Annotated in this window: 19 protein-coding genes; 12 read left to right on the top strand and 7 right to left on the bottom strand. The window is 40.7% G+C overall.

Annotated features, from left to right (window positions below):
• Positions 1–17: 17 nt before the first annotated feature.
• On the top strand, positions 18–338 hold the full coding sequence (locus tag FTU58_RS06290; protein WP_127801373.1) for a hypothetical protein: 321 nt from the start codon (positions 18–20) through the stop codon (positions 336–338).
• 431 nt (positions 339–769) lie between these two features.
• On the opposite strand, the gene tehB is transcribed toward FTU58_RS06290, so the two are convergent.
• Positions 770–1,636: an SAM-dependent methyltransferase TehB gene (tehB, locus tag FTU58_RS06285; protein ID WP_180062215.1), complete on the bottom strand. Its 867-nt coding sequence runs from the start codon at positions 1,634–1,636 to the stop codon at positions 770–772.
• Between the two features lie 283 nt (positions 1,637–1,919).
• Between tehB and FTU58_RS06280 the strand changes: the two genes are divergently transcribed.
• The 6 genes from FTU58_RS06280 (at position 1,920) to FTU58_RS06255 (ending at position 6,336) form a co-directional block, all read left to right on the top strand.
• The gene (locus tag FTU58_RS06280) at positions 1,920–2,546 is read left to right on the top strand and encodes a 2'-5' RNA ligase family protein (RefSeq protein WP_180062214.1); all 627 of its coding nucleotides are present in this window, start codon (positions 1,920–1,922) and stop codon (positions 2,544–2,546) included.
• On the top strand, positions 2,543–3,064 hold the full coding sequence (gene cobU / locus FTU58_RS06275) for a bifunctional adenosylcobinamide kinase/adenosylcobinamide-phosphate guanylyltransferase (protein ID WP_096901203.1): 522 nt from the start codon (positions 2,543–2,545) through the stop codon (positions 3,062–3,064). Before FTU58_RS06280 ends, cobU begins: the two co-directional genes overlap by 4 nt.
• Positions 3,061–4,119 carry a nicotinate-nucleotide--dimethylbenzimidazole phosphoribosyltransferase gene (gene cobT / locus FTU58_RS06270; RefSeq protein WP_004976913.1) on the top strand — a complete coding sequence of 353 codons (1,059 nt, stop codon included), beginning with the start codon at positions 3,061–3,063 and terminating at the stop codon, positions 4,117–4,119. Before cobU ends, cobT begins: the two co-directional genes overlap by 4 nt.
• Positions 4,116–4,721, top strand: coding sequence for a histidine phosphatase family protein (locus FTU58_RS06265; RefSeq protein ID WP_180062213.1), 606 nt, complete (start codon positions 4,116–4,118; stop codon positions 4,719–4,721). Before cobT ends, FTU58_RS06265 begins: the two co-directional genes overlap by 4 nt.
• The gene (locus tag FTU58_RS06260) at positions 4,718–5,461 is read left to right on the top strand and encodes an adenosylcobinamide-GDP ribazoletransferase (RefSeq protein WP_179990261.1); all 744 of its coding nucleotides are present in this window, start codon (positions 4,718–4,720) and stop codon (positions 5,459–5,461) included. The genes FTU58_RS06265 and FTU58_RS06260 overlap by 4 nt, the downstream gene beginning before the upstream one ends.
• A 665-nt stretch (positions 5,462–6,126) precedes the next feature.
• Positions 6,127–6,336, top strand: coding sequence for a hypothetical protein (locus tag FTU58_RS06255; protein ID WP_004976903.1), 210 nt, complete (start codon positions 6,127–6,129; stop codon positions 6,334–6,336).
• Between the two features lie 85 nt (positions 6,337–6,421).
• Here FTU58_RS06255 and bioB read toward each other — a convergent pair whose 3' ends face one another.
• Entirely contained in the window at positions 6,422–7,414 is a 993-nt protein-coding gene (gene bioB / locus FTU58_RS06250) for a biotin synthase BioB (protein ID WP_104851863.1), read from the bottom strand.
• A gap of 289 nt (positions 7,415–7,703) precedes the next feature.
• Positions 7,704–8,804 (bottom strand): tRNA epoxyqueuosine(34) reductase QueG, encoded by a 1,101-nt coding sequence (gene queG, locus FTU58_RS06245; RefSeq protein ID WP_218945028.1) that lies wholly within the window; start codon positions 8,802–8,804, stop codon positions 7,704–7,706.
• 21 nt (positions 8,805–8,825) lie between these two features.
• Between queG and FTU58_RS06240 the strand changes: the two genes are divergently transcribed.
• Positions 8,826–10,346 (top strand): NAD(P)H-hydrate dehydratase, encoded by a 1,521-nt coding sequence (locus FTU58_RS06240; protein WP_104851865.1) that lies wholly within the window; start codon positions 8,826–8,828, stop codon positions 10,344–10,346.
• A 24-nt stretch (positions 10,347–10,370) separates the two neighbouring features.
• On the opposite strand, the gene ruvC is transcribed toward FTU58_RS06240, so the two are convergent.
• The gene (gene ruvC / locus FTU58_RS06235; RefSeq protein ID WP_004976895.1) at positions 10,371–10,916 is read right to left on the bottom strand and encodes a crossover junction endodeoxyribonuclease RuvC; all 546 of its coding nucleotides are present in this window, start codon (positions 10,914–10,916) and stop codon (positions 10,371–10,373) included.
• A 200-nt stretch (positions 10,917–11,116) separates the two neighbouring features.
• Between ruvC and FTU58_RS06230 the strand changes: the two genes are divergently transcribed.
• The 3 genes from FTU58_RS06230 (at position 11,117) to FTU58_RS06220 (ending at position 13,039) form a co-directional block, all read left to right on the top strand.
• Complete coding sequence (locus tag FTU58_RS06230; RefSeq protein ID WP_178318391.1) at positions 11,117–11,500, top strand: YkvA family protein; 384 nt, start codon at positions 11,117–11,119, stop codon at positions 11,498–11,500.
• A 168-nt stretch (positions 11,501–11,668) separates the two neighbouring features.
• On the top strand, positions 11,669–12,244 hold the full coding sequence (locus tag FTU58_RS06225) for an FxsA family protein (RefSeq protein WP_179988713.1): 576 nt from the start codon (positions 11,669–11,671) through the stop codon (positions 12,242–12,244).
• A 159-nt stretch (positions 12,245–12,403) separates the two neighbouring features.
• Positions 12,404–13,039 carry a LysE family transporter gene (locus FTU58_RS06220; RefSeq protein ID WP_004976890.1) on the top strand — a complete coding sequence of 212 codons (636 nt, stop codon included), beginning with the start codon at positions 12,404–12,406 and terminating at the stop codon, positions 13,037–13,039.
• A 20-nt stretch (positions 13,040–13,059) separates the two neighbouring features.
• On the opposite strand, the gene FTU58_RS06215 is transcribed toward FTU58_RS06220, so the two are convergent.
• On the bottom strand, positions 13,060–13,269 hold the full coding sequence (locus tag FTU58_RS06215) for a hypothetical protein (protein WP_154320816.1): 210 nt from the start codon (positions 13,267–13,269) through the stop codon (positions 13,060–13,062).
• Positions 13,270–13,584: 315 nt separating this feature from the next.
• Between FTU58_RS06215 and FTU58_RS06210 the strand changes: the two genes are divergently transcribed.
• Positions 13,585–13,815 (top strand): hypothetical protein, encoded by a 231-nt coding sequence (locus FTU58_RS06210; protein WP_372238839.1) that lies wholly within the window; start codon positions 13,585–13,587, stop codon positions 13,813–13,815.
• A gap of 152 nt (positions 13,816–13,967) precedes the next feature.
• Here the strand turns inward: FTU58_RS06210 and FTU58_RS06205 are convergent, their stop codons facing one another.
• Both FTU58_RS06205 and metK read right to left on the bottom strand, forming a co-directional pair.
• On the bottom strand, positions 13,968–14,279 hold the full coding sequence (locus FTU58_RS06205) for a monooxygenase (protein WP_096901196.1): 312 nt from the start codon (positions 14,277–14,279) through the stop codon (positions 13,968–13,970).
• A gap of 158 nt (positions 14,280–14,437) precedes the next feature.
• Positions 14,438–15,604, bottom strand: a complete 1,167-nt coding sequence (gene metK, locus FTU58_RS06200) for a methionine adenosyltransferase (RefSeq protein WP_004976883.1) — start codon at positions 15,602–15,604, stop codon at positions 14,438–14,440.
• Between the last annotated feature and the right edge of the window lie 540 nt (positions 15,605–16,144).

The following is a 16,144-nucleotide window of genomic DNA, read 5'->3' as shown; positions in this document are numbered from 1 at the left end:
TAACAATGGTGGTAAATATGAATTTTGAAATAGAAAAGTTAATGAGAGCTGAGGAAATTGCGGCATCTGGTATTTATAGTCTTTCTGAATCTGAACAGCAGGCTATATTACAGTGGGGCTTACGTTTATTTGGGATGGGACAGCACAAAGTCGGTGATATACACGAGATTAAATACGAGGGCAGAGTGGTTGTTTTAGATGACGGTTCTAGATGGGAAGTCGAGTCATACGATGCATCAACTGTAGATTTTTGGGGGGAGTTTACAAAAGTAGCTATTATAGATGATGAAATGTATCGTTTAGACGAGAGTGTTTCTGTAAGCGAGGATTTGGTTTAAAGATCCTATACATTAGATCTCTTGTAAAAGTATGCTTATACCTAATTTTTGAATCAGCTAAACCTTCTAAAATATAGCTTGCTGCTGTTTAAATTTTGACTAACGCAAGAAGTCTAATGTAAATGTTATTTAATTAACTAGCCTGAAAAAATGTAATTCGGTTTGCGGGGAAATTAAATGAAAATAATTACAAAAAAATAACATAAATAATGTATGTATCCGAGTTTGTATCATATTTCATTCAATAATAATAAATATATATGAAACATATACTTAAAATTGAGTATGGTAACGTCTGGGCCCACCATATAAAACAACCACTTAGGTGTACTAATCCTAAGTGGTTTTTTATTTTAAGCTTTATGTCAGCAATTGAAATGTAGTCTGTGAGCAGCTCAAAAGCTTATTCATTTAAGATTCCACTTGCACATCTACTTCTTCCTCGCCAACAATGTCGCAAAACGCTGTTTAATTCGATTACCATCTGCATCTTTACGGTGCAATTCACCGACATTTTCATTGTATTTCACAATATCCCAATCAGCATAATAAGCACTTAACTCACCCGCTTTAAAACTAAAAGGGAAGTCTTGTTGCACAGGGTAATCTTCAGTATCCATAGCGCAAACAATTAAGTTAAAGCCTTGTGGTTTGGTCGCTTGCTGCATGTGCTGAATAAGCTTAGGAATGGTCTTAGGTGCCAAAAACATCATCACCACTGTACAGTTAATGAAGTCATATTCACCTGTAATAGTGGCATCCTGATTGAAATCCCGCACAGCAGTTTGAATAGATGAAATCTGTTCTGCAGCAATAATTTCATTCAGTTTTTGAATACTACTCGGATTCACATCCCAAGCATCCACCTGAAAACCATTTTGACTCAAATACAGTGCATTTCGGCCTGTACCACAGCCAACATCCAAAGCTTTACCCGCGTTTAACTGCGGAAGCGCCTCTAAAATTTCAGAATGTGTTGGGCTTAATTTGTATTTTTTAACAAAATAATCTTGAGGCAAACAATAAAAACTGAGCTGACATTCAATATCATCACTGGCAGATACAATTTTATGCCACACTTGTGGTTCAATAAAAGGTGGTTGATTTTCCACAGAAAAAATATGCTCAGATTGTACTTCGCCAGATTCTTGCAGCATCGAAAAATGCAATTCGCCTTTTAAAATAGTCAACTTTGCCCATGTGCCGACTTGGGTATTGTGTTGTTTTTTGAACCCTTGTGGAATTGAGTCATAATTCCAAATTGGAAGTTGCTTATAACAGATCAATTCTTGTTGCATCATAAACTCCAGTTGTACCGATCCTGATGGGATATAACTTCACATTAATGTAATGTCTTATGTAGATTAGAAAATATCATCTTCATTTCAGCATAACATTGCAGACCTGTTTCAGCCATCTTATGAATTTTATCCATCTCATTAAAACTAAAATTATTTTTAGGGGGGGATTACCGCTAAAAATACTAAACTGAAAAAATATTCACCATAAATTGTATGATTTTCATGTCTATTCAGTTGTGAATGTTTTACCATAAGCCGTTTAAATTCATTGAATTATTCCGTGTTTATTCAAGCCAATCAGTACGTTATTCCAACAGAGCAGCACGATTATCCTGAATGGCATCGTGGGCGTGAGCGTTATGCGCTTTGGTATTTAACTGTTCAACATCCAGCTTTAGAATGCTATTTACAACAATTAAAACAGCAATTTTCAGATGTGTTATTTCGCCCAAACACACGTCAGTTTCATATCACCTTATATATTTGTGGGTTTTATGCTGCATCAAAGCATTGGGAAGATGACTTTCTCGAGTCACAATTTCAACAACAAGTTCAAGCCTTACAGCAGTTGCAACTCAAGCCTTTTCAACTGAAAGTGGGCGGCATCAATAGCTTTAACAGTGCTTTATTTGTAGAAGTGCAAGATCAATCACAGCAATTGGCGCGTATACGTCAGGCACTTGGCGCAGGTGGGGCTGAAATCGCAGCCTTGCAGTATCATCCACATATTACTTTGGGTTTATATCAAACAGCGTGTTCAACCAATTTGATTTTGCAGCGTATTCAAAATCTCCCCGTGCAATATTTCGATTTAGATATCCATCATTTAAATTTTGGTTATTATCAGGCGCACACTTTACAAGGTCAGCTATTTAGCACGCATCAATTTCCTTTGGAGCACATGTGATTCAACTTATTTTGGGCGGTGCGCGTTCGGGTAAAAGCCGTATGGCTGAGCAAACCGCGCAGCAACTTGGCAAATCCGTCATTTATGTAGCAACTGCACAAGCGGGCGATGCAGAAATGCAGGCGCGGATTCAGCATCATCAACAACAGCGTCCGCAGACTTGGCAATTGTGCGAAGAGCCTTTGTATTTGGCGGAGCAGTTAAAGATGCTGGATCATCCGAATGCTGTGATTTTAGTAGATTGTCTGACCTTGTGGATGAGTAATTTGTTGATGCAATCTGCAGAAAGCTTTGCCGAACAACAAATTTCAGCATTGCTCGAAGTTTTACCTCAGTTGCAAGCCGATATTATTTTAGTGAGCAATGAAACAGGTTTGGGCGTTGTACCGATGGGCGAAATAACCCGAAAATTTGTCGATGAAACAGGGCGATTACATCAGCAATTGGGACAAATTGCAGACAAAGTGCAGTTCTGTGTCGCAGGTTTTCCAATGCTTTTAAAAGGAGAGAAGAAATGACTTGGTGGTTTGCAGCGTGTCAAAAGCCAAATGAACAGATGAAACAACAGGCAATTGCACGACAACTTCAATTGACCAAACCAACAGGTTCATTGGCAGCATTGGAAAATATTGCGATTCAACTGGCGGCTTTGCAAGGAACAACGCAGCCGAATATTGAACGTCCGTGGATATGTATTTTCGCAGGCGATCATGGCGTGATGGAAGAAAATATTTCCGCCTATCCCCAAGCCGTGACTCGGCAAATGCTACAAAATTTTGCCACAGGTGGGGCATGTATCAGCGTCATCGCCCGACAATATCAGGCGCATTTACAAGTGGTGGATTGCGGCTCGGTCGGGGAAGCGTATGAATATGCAGGAGTAGAGCGGCATTGTATTCGTGCAGGCACAGCGAATTTTGCTAAAACCCGCGCCATGACTGAACAAGCGTGTGCAGATGCGATGGCACTTGGACGTCAAAGTGTGGAAGATGCCATCGCACAGCAGGCCTCGATTTATGTCGCAGGTGAAATGGGTATTGGAAATACCTGTTCGGCATCAGCCTTGTCTTGCTTTTTATTACAAGAACCTGCTGAAGCCTTGACTGGCATAGGCACAGGAATTGACACTGCACAATTGCAACATAAAAAACAGGTGATTGATGCTGCTTTAGCTCTACATCAGAACTATGTGCAAGATGATGCTTTTAAAGCCTTATGTGCAGTTGGTGGATTGGAGGTCGCTGCAATGGTGGGCGCGTATATTCGCTGTGCGCAGTTGGGCTTGCCGATGGTGGTGGATGGTTTTATCAGCAGTGCTGCTGCATTAGTTGCAGTGCGTTTAAATCCTCAAGTCCGAGAATGGATGTTGTTTGGGCATCAATCGGCTGAATATGGACATCGTCGCTTATTAGAAGCATTAGGTGCACAAGCCTTGCTGCATCTAAATTTACGCTTAGGTGAGGGCAGCGGTGCGGGCGCGGCATTGGGCATTATCCAACTGGCCTGTGCCTTGCATAATCAAATGGCGACTTTTGCCGAAGCTGCGGTTATTGGTGAGAAAGTATCTTTATGATCATGCTAGACCTATTAAGACATGGCGAAACAGAATTGGGTCATACTTTGCGTGGCTCAACCGATGATGCTTTGACTTTACAAGGTTGGCAAGACATGCAGCAGACTTTAAACACGGCAATAGCTACAGGACAGCGATGGGATATCGTAGCGAGTTCGCCTTTACAGCGTTGTGTGCAGATTGCTCAGACTTTTGCGCTGGAACAGCAATTGCCACTGTATATTGATGCACAATTTCAGGAAATGCATTTTGGTGCATGGGAAGCTATTTCCACCCAAACTTTGTATGAACAATACCCTGAAGATTTAGCTAAATTTTGGATGACACCAACCCAGTTTTGTCCACCACAAGCAGAATCTTTGCCAAATTTTCAGCAGCGCGTTTTGCAGGGTCTGTCTGATCTCAACCAATATTTACAACAACTTGAGCAACAACCTAAACGTGTGTTATTGGTTACGCATGGCGGGGTAATTAAATTACTCAAAGTGATGGCGCAGAAACAACCTTTAGACGATATTTTAAAAATGTCTGCAGCGTTGGGGCAATTGAGTTCATTCCAGTTACATCCTAATGGCAAGATTCACATGCAGGGGCAAACATGACACCTTTTTGGATTGCCTTGCAATTTCTGAGCACGTTTCCTGTTTCTTTAAAACAGATACCAACTGCAGTGCAAAATGCGCAATCACTGTTGTTTTATCCGCTCGTTGGCTTATTAATCGGGGCTGTGTTGTGGGGAATGGCGCATCTATTGCAATTCCTGCCTTTGGTGCTCAGTAGCAGCTTAATTTTAGTACTCTGGATTTGGCTGACAGGTGGTTTACATTTAGATGGATTGGCGGATACTGCCGATGCATGGGTCGGCGGTTTTGGCGATTCTGAACGTAGCTTAAGCATCATGAAAGACCCAAGCAGCGGCCCGGTTGGAGTGTTGAGCTTACTGATCTGCTGCTTATTAAAATGGTCTGCGCTATATGTACTGCTTGAACAACAGTATTTTGCCTTTTTGCTGTTTGTACCCGTATTGGGACGGTTAAGTGCTTTGATTTTATTTTTAAGCACGCCTTATTTACGTGCCAATGGTTTAGGAACTTCTATTCAGGAGTATTTACCTAAAAAAGGCACAAAAATTGTGATCGCATTGACCTTGCTTGCAGGAGTGCTTTGGGGATGGGTGGGTTTGGTGACCGTTCTGACTTTTATCCTTAGCACCTTGTATTTGCGATATAAATTTATGCAGCGTTTAGGTGGAATTACGGGCGATACCGTTGGTGCGAGTATTGAAATAACAGAAAGCATGATGTTATTGGCTATTGCGATTCTTTGGTTTTTAATAAATTAGCTTTTGAGCAGTTTTTTTTGTTTCAAGTGCGCTGAAAATTGAAATAATATAAGCGAATGAATTTACAGCTATTTATGCACTCAATTTCAGCAAGTATGCAGATGAATTTGTCATTTGTCGGAAAGTTCCTAAATTAGATTTGCTATTTTTTTTAAATATGATAATAGTAGTTTATGTCAATCAGCCTTGATGACATTTGTATCTCAGGATGAGATCACAAACGTGATGTATAAAAATCAAAAGGAATGTCATTTATGATCAAACTGTTAAAGCAAATTTTCTGTATCCATATTTATGAATATGACGCAATGGAAGAAATCGGGGCGCATTTAGAGTGTCGTAAGTGTGGGGATTCTAAGACACAATAATGTTAAGTATTGAATCTGTATTAAAACCAAGTGAGTCTTTATGACTCACTTTTTTATTTTAGGCTAATAGCCTGAATATTTTGCTTAGTCTTGCCTGCATGTATAGATTAGACTGCACTTATCCATCTTCAAAACTACATATATCATTCCCACCTCTTTTGGTGGGGCGACTTCTCATGCTGTACGAAGTTAGATTTATACAAGTGCACAATTAAATTTTCTATCCTCCGCACACTTTATCCCACAAGGTATTCCGCTTAAAATCCAGTACCTAGAAATATTGAACTGACCGTATTTATGGCTAAAAACTTTCAAGAAAAAACGTATATTGTAGATGACAATCTAGCAGATACTTTGACGTGGTTGCTGCATCATCAGGACTGTTATGATCGGTTTTATTATGATGCGATTCAGCAACAACTGACGGTAGAACATGCCAACGGGGTAGATATTATTAAAACAGGGCAGTATTTAAATGCCAGTTACGGAATTTTAATTACCTCTTAAAAGCGTTGCCGCATAAACTTATTTTGCTGCATAAAAAATAAAGTCCCTTTTAGGGACTTTGTACATTTGGATGGGTGCTAAAATTTTAAGCCATTGCCATCGCATCTACCGACAATTCAGAAACCGTTGGTTTAGCACGTTCAGGCACTAAGCCTAACTTTTGGAACAATTGTTTGTCTTTGCCTTCGCCTGCGTTTGGTGTAGTTAAAAGTTTTTCACCTGAGAATAACGAGTTCGCACCTGCCATAAATGCCAATGCCTGATCTGAATCAGACAACGATTCACGCCCTGCAGACAAACGAATATAGCTGTTTGGCATGATAATACGTGCAACTGCAATAGTACGAATCCATTCAATCACATCTAGCTTTTCGACTTCAGCCAGTGGTGTACCTTCAATCGGAACTAACATATTGATTGGCACAGATTCAGGGTGTAACGGTAAAGTCGCCAATTCATGTAACAAACCAATACGGTCTTGGGTATCTTCACCTAAACCGACAATACCGCCACTACACACTTTCATACCTGTTTGACGCACAATATCCAAAGTATTTAAGCGGTCATCAAAGCTACGAGTACTAATGACATTCGGATAATATTCACGCGATGTGTCTAGGTTGTGGTTGTAATAATCCAAACCTGCATCTTTTAAGCGTTCTGCCTGAGATTGATTCAACATCCCTAAAGTCATGCAAGTTTCTAAGCCTAGAGCTTTGACTTCACGCACCATTTCTAAAACATACGGCATATCACGTTCATGCGGATTACGCCAAGCAGCGCCCATACAAAAACGTGAAGAACCTGATGCTAAAGCTTCTTTGGCTTCCTGAATGACTTTATCCACTGCAATACGTTTTTCAGCTTCAAGCTGTGAATCATAATGCGCAGATTGCGAGCAATATTTGCAGTCCTCAGGGCATTTGCCTGTTTTAATAGACAATAAGGTACTGACTTGTACGGTATTGGCAGCAAAATGTTGGCGATGCACACGCTGTGCTTCAAAGACTAAATCCAGAAAAGGTTGTTCATATAACTGCTGAATTTCTTCTCGAGTCCAATCATTGCGTACTGACATAAGTAAAAGTCCATCATCCCTATTATTCATAGTCTGTATCATACACAAATAGTTTGAATCAGAAAGGCATAATCTCCCAATTTCGTGGCAAATATTCGACAGAATAGAATTAAAATCATGCAGTCTATTTAGTTGCAAACTTGAGCAATTTTTCTGATATTTCGCTGCAAAATTAAATTTTATGGATTATTATTTTTGCAATGAATTGGTCACTAAAATTCAGTTAACTGCATAAATTGGCAAGTAACCTGCAGCCAAAATATCGTACCATTTGGGTGGTAGTTTTTGTTTAAATTTTAGGCTGTTTAAGCAATTGTTCCTGAATGGCCCAATCAATATGGATTTGCACAATCTCATCATGCTGTGCTCGCGTTTGCTGCAAAGTTTGCAAAATCTGTGCTGAAAATGGGGCATTTCCAAGCCCGATTGCAATATTACGCATAAAACTTTGATAGCCTGTACGACGCAATGGACTACCTTCAGTTTTGGCTAAAAACGTGCTTTCATCCCATTGCCATAAATCTAGCAAGCTGATCTGATCTAAGGCATGTCGAGGATGAAAATCATCCACCGTAGTGACTTGTGCAAAGCTATTCCACGGACAAATCAGTTGGCAATCATCACAACCAAACACCCGATTACCAATACCACGACGTAATTCTTCAGGAATGATACCCTGATATTCAATGGTCAAATAAGCAATACATTTACGCGCATCCAACATATAAGGTTCAACAATGGCCTGCGTTGGACAAATGTCGATGCAGGCTGTGCAAGAACCGCAATGCGAGGTTGCAGGCGGATCAAAAGGCAAATCTAGTGAAGTAAACAACTCGCCCAATACAAAAAAAGATCCAGATTTTTTATGAATCAGTAAGGTATGTTTACCTGTCCAACCCATACCAGCACTTTCTGCCAGTGACTTTTCAAAAATCGGGGCTGAGTCCGCAAAGGGGCGTGATTCAAAATTCCCCACTTTTTCACGAATACGGGTGGCAAGAGTTTTTAGGCGTCCGCGCATGACTTTGTGATAATCGCGCCCACGTGCATAACGGGCAATAATTGCAGAGTTAGGTGCATCGGGAATGTGTCGTGGACGTGGTGTTTCCACCAAATAATTCATCCGCACACAAATAATACTTTTTGTATTCGGGACTAACAGTGTGGGATTAGCGCGCTTGTCTAAATTTTCTTCTAGAAACTTCATATCGCCATGATAGCCACGTTTTAAATATTCCTGAAAACGTGCTAATTCTGCTTGAGCATCTGGTTTGGCAATGACACAATCAGCAAAACCAAGCGCCAAAGCTTGAGCTTTAATCCACGCTTTCAAGGCGGCTGGATCGTCTTGATGCAGAGAAATATGTGCTGAAGTGGTGGATGTTGCCATAACAAAATAGAAGGGAAGAAAATGCCGCAGCAAGTGTACCATAGCCCTGTTTATCATAGTCAAAGTATTCAAGCGTGGGAGCAGCGCTGGTTTGCCCGTCAAAATAGTTCTTACGGTTTAATGCAGCAAGTGGCGTGGACACTGCATTTACAAATTCGCAAAATTTTTGCAAAACAGCCATCTACAATACAAAAAATTGCTGTGTGTTGTGGACAAGGCAATAACGCAGGCGATGGCTATTTAACTGCAAAATATTTAAAACAAGCAGGTTTTCAAGTCGATATTTATGCCGCAACACGCGGTTCATCGGCAGATTTACATCAGGCTTTTTTAGAAGCTCAGACAGAACAAGTCAATATAATTCAAGGTTTTGCATTTCAACAAAGTTATGACTGCTATATTGATGCATTATTTGGTATTGGTTTAGATCGTCCTTTAAATGATGAGTGGCAGTCGCTTATTCACGCAATGAATCAACAAGCGGGTTTAAAAATTGCGGTTGATATTCCAAGCGGTTTAAATGCCAACACGGGGCAGCCATTGCCATGTGCAATTAAAGCCGATTACACCTTTACAGCTTTGGGTTTGAAAGCAGGGTTATTTACAGGGCAGGCACAAGAATATACTGGACTGGTCGATGTGCTGGATTTGATTCCAGCCGATGCAGAACTCAAAGCGTTGGCCCAACTCACACCACATTTGATTCAATTACCCGCACGGCAGGCTTTTGGACACAAAGGCAGTTATGGGCATGTGTTGATTGTGGGCGGACATGCGCAAATGGGTGGTGCGGTGATGATGGCTGCAGAAGCCGCATCAAGCGCAGGTGCAGGGAAAGTGACTGTGGTCTGTCATGCCAAACATCATGTGGCGATATTAAGCCGTGCGCCGAATTTAATGTTGCGGGATATAGACGCACTGACAGGCGCAGAAATTCAGCACTTAATTTCACAGGTCGATGCCGTGAGTTTAGGGATGGGACTAGGACGAGATGCTTGGGCAGAACAGCATTATGCAGACTGGTTTGCCGCACTAAATCAGTCCGAGGTAGAAGTAGTTTACGATGCCGATGCCTTGTGGTTTTTGGCGAAACAAGCGCATTCATCGCATCATCCAGCCCAACTAAAACCGAACAGTTATGCCACACCACATTCAGGTGAGGCTGCGACCTTACTGAATACTACGGTTGCAGCCATTGAAGCAGACCGTATTGCCGCGATTCAGCAATTGCAGCAACGCTATGCAGGCGATTGGGTGTTAAAAGGTTCAGGTAGTTTGACTTTGCAAGCTGCATCTACAGAACCGCAAGCAAGTTCATTGTGGATTTGTACCGCAGGCAATCCTGGTATGGGTACAGGTGGTATGGGCGATGTGTTGGCAGGCATGATTGCCAGTTTAAAAGCCCAGTTTCATCATAAAATTCAATTGCATGAAATTGTCATGTTACATGCCTTGGCGGGGGATGTATTGGCACAGCAGGGCATGCGCGGTTTACAGGCACAGCACATGAGCCAAGCGATTTATCAGGTTGTGAATCGGTAAAATATAAGCGATGGCGATGCTGATTTAGCGACGTCTGGAGCTTGAACGACTACGTCCGCGTGCCATACCACCCAAGGCATTGAGCACAGCCAATTTGGTCATACTGCCCGATGCATGAGCATGGCAAATTGCAGCAGCCAAAGCATCGGCAGCATCTTGTTGTGGTTTGATGGATAGATTTAATAATTTCATGACCATCATTTGTACTTGTTCTTTATCGGCAGCGCCATAACCCACGACAGATTGTTTAATTTGACGAGCGGTATATTCCGCCACTTGTAAATCTAAATTTACCAAAGCGGCAATCGCTGCCCCGCGAGCCTGTCCCAATTTTAAGGCAGAGTCTGGGTTTTGCGCCATAAACACTTGTTCAACTGCTGCTTCAGTCGGGCCGTGAAATTTCACAATCCGTTCAATCCCTGCAAAAATCCGTTTTAAGCGTTCGGGCATTTCACTGGTTTCGGTGCGAATGGTTCCTGCATCTACAAAACGTAATTTAGCGCCATCACGTTCAATAATGCCGTAGCCCGTTAGACGAGAACCAGGGTCGATTCCAATAATAAGTGACATGCCAAGCCTTAAAAAATTACATCAAGTTGAATTATAGGAGTTTAAATCTCTTTTGTGTGGAGTAATTTCAAAACATTCGGTCAGTAAGCTGCTGTTTAAACCATTGGAATGTATCCCACGCCACATTTTCAATTTTGGACTTCATTTTATTTTAAGTTTTGAGGTGTATATTTTATATACGGTAGCAAATGAGAGTGGCAATGAAGTGGATTGATAGGCTAAAACAGTGGGCGAAGCAAATTAAACGAAATGTTTATGCGGTTTGGTTTGTCGCACGTGATCCTGAAACGCCGTTTATGGCAAAGCTTTTGGCATTGTTGGTCGCTGCTTATGCCATTTCTCCCATTGATTTAATTCCAGACTTTATACCTGTTTTGGGTTATTTAGATGACCTGATTTTAGTGCCATTGGGCATCATGTTGGTATTGCGTTTAGTACCTGCTGAAGTAATGCAGCGTTGTCGCTTACAAGCCGATGCGATCAGTCAAAAACCGAGCAGTTATATTGCAGCATCAGTTTTTATTGCGTTGTGGTTATTATTGGCTTATGCCGCATATTTTTATCTTTATCGTTTAAATATATAGACGTATTAAGTCTGTTATTGGGTGATGATGAAAATATTAATGACAGACTTAACCTTTAAAAATACAATAATGCCCATATTGAAACAACAGCGAATCAAAAAAGCTTGATCCCGATGAAGCACTTGGTTACTGCATTTTATTTATTTTGTTGAGATTAGATTAATTTTCATGAAATTATTTCTTATTGTTCTAATTGGCTTAGTTCTTGAAGTCTTCGTCTGGATTGGTGTGGGCGACCTAGTGGGGAGCATGTGGTACGTGTTCTTTTGGTTTGTCGCTGCTTTCTTCATTGGTTTGAACCTGATTCGTAAATATTCTGCAGGCGTGATGCCACAAATGCAGCAAATGCAAATGGGGCAGATGAGTGCCGATCTTGCGCTGAGCAATAATTTACCTAAAATTTTTGCGGGTTTTTTATTGATGATTCCAGGATTAATTAGCGATGTTTTGGCATTGCTGGTGATGATTCCTGCCGTACAAAATGCCTTTAAAGCGGCAATGATGAAAGCCATGATGAAACGTCAGCAAGCCATGATGGATCAAATGATGGGTGGCATGATGGGCGATATGAATGGCATGGGCGGAGCAGGTCAAAACCCGTTTGCAGATTTAATGCGCCAAATGCAAGACATGCAAAATCAGCAGGGTGGTGGTCGTGATTCCAGTATTATTGATGGTGAAGCACGTGAAATTACCCCCGATGCGAAAAAAATTGAAATGAAAGATGTCAATCCACCTAAATAATATAGGTGATGCTTGATATCAAACCGAATCGTGCTGATTCGGTTTTTTTTATGTGTGTTTTTGGGTAAATATTCAAATATTGAGAGGCCTATTTTAAAGCCTTATTTATTCTCTTGCTGCACAAGGTATAATCGGACTTTCAATTCTCCTAATGTATTTATGTCTTTGTTATTCACCATTTGTTCGCTGCATTTTGTGGCACAGCTTAGCCCAGGCCCAGATGTTTTATTAATTGCCAAAAGTGCAGCCAGCAATACCCGTCGTAATACCTTGCAGATTATTGCGGGCATTTCATCGGGGATTGTGGTGTGGGTAGTGCTGACCCTATTGGGTTTTACGGTTTTGGTGCAGCAGTTTCCTTGGATTCAGCAAGTCTTAATGCTGATTGGCGGTTTATTTCTTGCCAAAATGGGATGGGGTATGTTGTCGGGTGGTTGGCATAGTTGGCAGCAGCGTAAACAGTTTGATGATACTCAAGTGCAAATTCCAGCCGCAAAAAACTACTTTTTATTGGGTCTATTCACCAATTTATCTAATCCGAAAACCTTAATTTATTTTAGCAGCGTATTTGCTTTGGCGCTGAGTTCATCGGCAAGTGCATCTTTAAAAGCCCAATTGGCAGTGATTATTCCAATCCAAACTTTTGTGACATTTACATTATTTATGTTGCTACTTTCGACACCAAAAATGAAAAAGTTATATCAGCGTTCAGGCAGTTATATTGATATGGTCTCGGGCGGATTATTTTTATTATTTGCTGTGTGGTTGTGGTTAGATGCACTGCGTATGTTTTAAAACATAGGTTTTGATGCCAATTAGTTAGATGATTTGATGTTGTCCAAAGCCAAGTTTGACGATTTTTCATTCAGTATTTCGGTTGCAGTCGTGTTTTCAGTTTTATCTAAATGATTGGGCTGATAAGTACGGTTTGATTGCAAAGTTGCTTCGGTATTTTCCGAACCTTGGTATTTACGACTACGGTTGGCACGTTCTCGCAAGCCACCTTTTTTAATGAGTTGCACCACTTTAACTTTACTCCGTGTAATAAAAAAATATGTGCTGAAAGCCAAGCTTGAGTCTAAACTTCAAGTAATCGAGCATGCAGAATTTTAGCATGGCATACCTATTTTAGATGGATAAAGTGACTGTTTATTCAAAAATACGATTTGCGCGAATAGCAGAACTTTGACATTCTAATTCACAAGCGATTGTGTCTGCTCAATCATCCAAAGGGTGTAAGCTACAAAGTGTCACAGTTGCTTAAACAAAATTACACTGCATCAGGGTAGATGGTGTAACAATAAAAACAAGAATTACAGTGAAGTAGGAGAATACCTATGCTGTATCATCAGTATCGTTGCGCATGTTGCAATCGGGTGGTGGAATCATCAGAAAAAGAATGTGGTACTTGTGGTTCACACAATATTCGTAGTCCTTATGGTTTCTGGTTATTCTGTATTTTGGCATGCTTGGCAGCAGCCGTTGTGTTTAAAGTCGTGCATGTTTATTTGCAAGATCATCAAGAAGTGCCCGTGCAACAATCGGTGCTTGAGGTGATTCGTACGCAATAAGTGCTGCATCCAAGCTTAACGCTTATTTCGTCTATACAAGATTTCAAAAAATCCTGAATCATTAAATGGCTCAGGATTTTATTCAACTGTTTTTTCAATATTGAAGAGACTCACCATTTTATTCTTCAATATGGATGAGCAATTTAAAAAGATTAGCGACTTAAGAAGTCAGCTTGGTTGATTGCAGACAGTGCAGCATTCACCTCAAAAATCTTGCCACGAATATCCTTCACGCCAAAACTTTCTAAACGTGCAGTGTGCATTTTTAAATAGCGTTCAGCATTGGCCGCATGATCAAACAGATAGATTCCACCTGCTTCCTGTGTTTGACCGTTCTCAGTCCAAATTTTCCAAAGCATGCCAGTTTCTAGGTTAATGCTTTCTGCAAGTTCACGGTACGCTTGGCTCATGCTTTCGCCAAATGGGCCTTCAGAAGGGAAATCGACTTGAAGAATAACCGCCATAATAAACTCCTACATCATTATCTTAGATGAGTATTTAAAAAATCTCAGGAATGATTCACTATAACATATTCGTATTTTGTATATTGTGGTTTGACAGCTAAATTTTAGGCATAAAAAAGCCCACCGAAGTGAGCTTGATAAAACTGAAAAGTTTTACATTACAGACCTGCAGAAGCTTTTAACGCCTCAACTTTGTCGGTTTTTTCCCATGTAAATGCAGTGTCAGAACCTTGACGACCAAAGTGACCATAGGCTGCAGTTTGCTTATACATCGGTTGTAACAGGTTCAACATGTTGGTAATGCCGTATGGACGTAAATCGAAGTGTTCACGTACTAAAGCAATAATCAACTCATCTGCCACTTTTGCAGTGTTGAAGGTGTTGATTGAAATTGATGTTGGCTCTGCAACACCAATAGCATAAGACACCTGAATTTCACATTTGTCTGCCAAGCCAGCTGCCACAATATTTTTGGCAACATAACGGCCTGCGTAAGCAGCAGAACGGTCAACTTTAGATGGGTCTTTACCAGAGAATGCACCACCACCATGACGCGCCATGCCGCCGTAAGTATCGACAATGATTTTACGACCTGTTAAGCCGCAGTCACCTACAGGACCGCCAATCACAAACATACCTGTTGGGTTGATGTGGAATTTGGTGTCTGCATGGAACATTTCTGCAGGAATCACTTTTTTCACAATTTCTTCAATTACCGCTTCTTTAAGCTGAATTTGAGAAATTTCAGGATCATGCTGAGTAGATAACACCACCGCGTCCAAACGTACAGGCACACCATTTTCATAAGCAAAAGTCACCTGACTTTTTGCATCTGGGCGTAACCACGGCAAAGCACCACTGCGACGTAATTCAGCTTGCTTTTCCATTAAGCGGTGTGCGTAAGAAATTGGGGCAGGCATTAATACATCAGTTTCACGGCTGGCGTAACCAAACATCAAACCTTGGTCACCTGCGCCTTGATCTTCAGGCTTTTGACGGTCTACACCTTGTGCAATTTCAGGTGATTGTTTACCAATCATGTTAATGACCGCACAGGTTGAACCATCAAAACCTAAGTCAGAATGATGGTAACCAATGCCATTTACGGTTTGACGAACAACGGCTTCAAAATCGACATTTGCAGTTGTTGTGATTTCACCTGCCAGTACAACCGCACCCGTTTTTACAAGCGTTTCACAAGCAACCCGCGCATAAGGGTCTTCTTTTAAGATTGCATCCAAAATGGCATCACTGATTTGGTCAGCCATTTTATCTGGATGGCCTTCGCTTACAGATTCCGAGGTAAATACAGCGTACTCGCGCATAAGTCCTATCACAGTTAAATTCAAAAGACGCAATATGTTACATCGAGTTAGACTTTAGGACTAGCGCATTACGACTAAATTGGCTGAATTTATTTCAATTCAATGACTTTTTATCGCATATCTTTAGCTAAAAAATAGATAAAGTATCGGTATGACTATATTGTGACTCAAAAATATTCATGTTGGCTAAAGTATGCTGTCATAATTTTAAACTAAGGAGCACCTTGTTTTTAAGTGGTGAATCATTTTTAAAAACAATATTGTAGATGGGTAATTTAAAGACTTTGAATTGACTTTATCTGCATCAAGCTGCATTTTCAAAAGCTGTTTTAAAATTTTGGACGATGGCTGTGATTCAATTTATTGTGTGAAAAGTGAATAAAATTCAAGATGTGTTAAAATCTGTCTATTATTTCTACAGAATACTGTTGTGTTTTAACTTGTTGCTAGGCATTTGATTGGAGTTGCTGCAAGAGCGACATCACAATTCCATCCTGCGTCTATAAATTGAAATATCTATACTTTAGAATTTTGCCAAGA

The sequence above is a fragment of the Acinetobacter sp. YH12120 genome (assembly GCF_013418795.1).
In the GTDB taxonomy this organism is placed as follows: Bacteria; Pseudomonadota; Gammaproteobacteria; order Pseudomonadales; family Moraxellaceae; genus Acinetobacter; species Acinetobacter towneri.
The sequence above is the reverse complement of the archived record's forward strand: the minus strand, read 5'-3'. Positions and strand labels throughout refer to the sequence as shown.

Coding starts and splice junctions, on each gene's coding strand:
- FTU58_RS06240 (WP_104851865.1), top strand. CDS start 8,826: ATGCCGCAGCAAGTGTACCATAGCCCTGTTTATCATAGTCAAAGTATT.
- FTU58_RS06290 (WP_127801373.1), top strand. CDS start 18: ATGAATTTTGAAATAGAAAAGTTAATGAGAGCTGAGGAAATTGCGGCA.
- FTU58_RS06265 (WP_180062213.1), top strand. CDS start 4,116: ATGATCATGCTAGACCTATTAAGACATGGCGAAACAGAATTGGGTCAT.
- FTU58_RS06260 (WP_179990261.1), top strand. CDS start 4,718: ATGACACCTTTTTGGATTGCCTTGCAATTTCTGAGCACGTTTCCTGTT.
- FTU58_RS06230 (WP_178318391.1), top strand. CDS start 11,117: ATGAAGTGGATTGATAGGCTAAAACAGTGGGCGAAGCAAATTAAACGA.
- metK (WP_004976883.1), bottom strand. CDS start 15,604: ATGCGCGAGTACGCTGTATTTACCTCGGAATCTGTAAGCGAAGGCCAT.
- FTU58_RS06225 (WP_179988713.1), top strand. CDS start 11,669: ATGAAATTATTTCTTATTGTTCTAATTGGCTTAGTTCTTGAAGTCTTC.
- tehB (WP_180062215.1), bottom strand. CDS start 1,636: ATGCAACAAGAATTGATCTGTTATAAGCAACTTCCAATTTGGAATTAT.
- FTU58_RS06255 (WP_004976903.1), top strand. CDS start 6,127: ATGGCTAAAAACTTTCAAGAAAAAACGTATATTGTAGATGACAATCTA.
- bioB (WP_104851863.1), bottom strand. CDS start 7,414: ATGTCAGTACGCAATGATTGGACTCGAGAAGAAATTCAGCAGTTATAT.
- cobT (WP_004976913.1), top strand. CDS start 3,061: ATGACTTGGTGGTTTGCAGCGTGTCAAAAGCCAAATGAACAGATGAAA.
- queG (WP_218945028.1), bottom strand. CDS start 8,804: ATGGCAACATCCACCACTTCAGCACATATTTCTCTGCATCAAGACGAT.
- ruvC (WP_004976895.1), bottom strand. CDS start 10,916: ATGTCACTTATTATTGGAATCGACCCTGGTTCTCGTCTAACGGGCTAC.
- FTU58_RS06205 (WP_096901196.1), bottom strand. CDS start 14,279: ATGGCGGTTATTCTTCAAGTCGATTTCCCTTCTGAAGGCCCATTTGGC.
- FTU58_RS06220 (WP_004976890.1), top strand. CDS start 12,404: ATGTCTTTGTTATTCACCATTTGTTCGCTGCATTTTGTGGCACAGCTT.